This is a genomic window from Rhodobium orientis (assembly GCF_003258835.1).
Lineage (GTDB): Bacteria > Pseudomonadota > Alphaproteobacteria > Rhizobiales > Rhodobiaceae > Rhodobium > Rhodobium orientis.
Genome location: NZ_NPEV01000193.1, coordinates 1 through 260 on the forward strand (window position 1 = coordinate 1; position 260 = coordinate 260).

The 260-nt window shown below is 50.0% G+C and carries 1 protein-coding gene; it reads left to right on the forward strand.

What is annotated here, in order from left to right; translation table 11 throughout:
• Positions 1-260 (forward strand): hypothetical protein (locus CH339_RS25800; protein WP_210207413.1); only part of this gene is annotated, 260 nt, incomplete at both ends.

Consider the following 260-nt stretch of genomic DNA (forward strand, 5'->3'; position numbering starts at 1 on the left):
CCATGCCCAAGATGTCATCTCAAGCGGCTGCCTGAAAAGAGTGAAGCAAAAAGACACGCCGCTTGCTGCCACGCTTCACGGGAGTGTAGCCCATGAAATCAGACATCAGCTTACAACGATCCACAGGAAGTCTAATTCTGACATCGCAAGGGCGTACTTTGACCATCTTGAACGGGTCGGCGCTGTTTCGGCTGACGCTACAATTGTTGCCAACAATTGGTTGAAGAATCTGTTGACAAAGGAATTCGATACACCGGAGG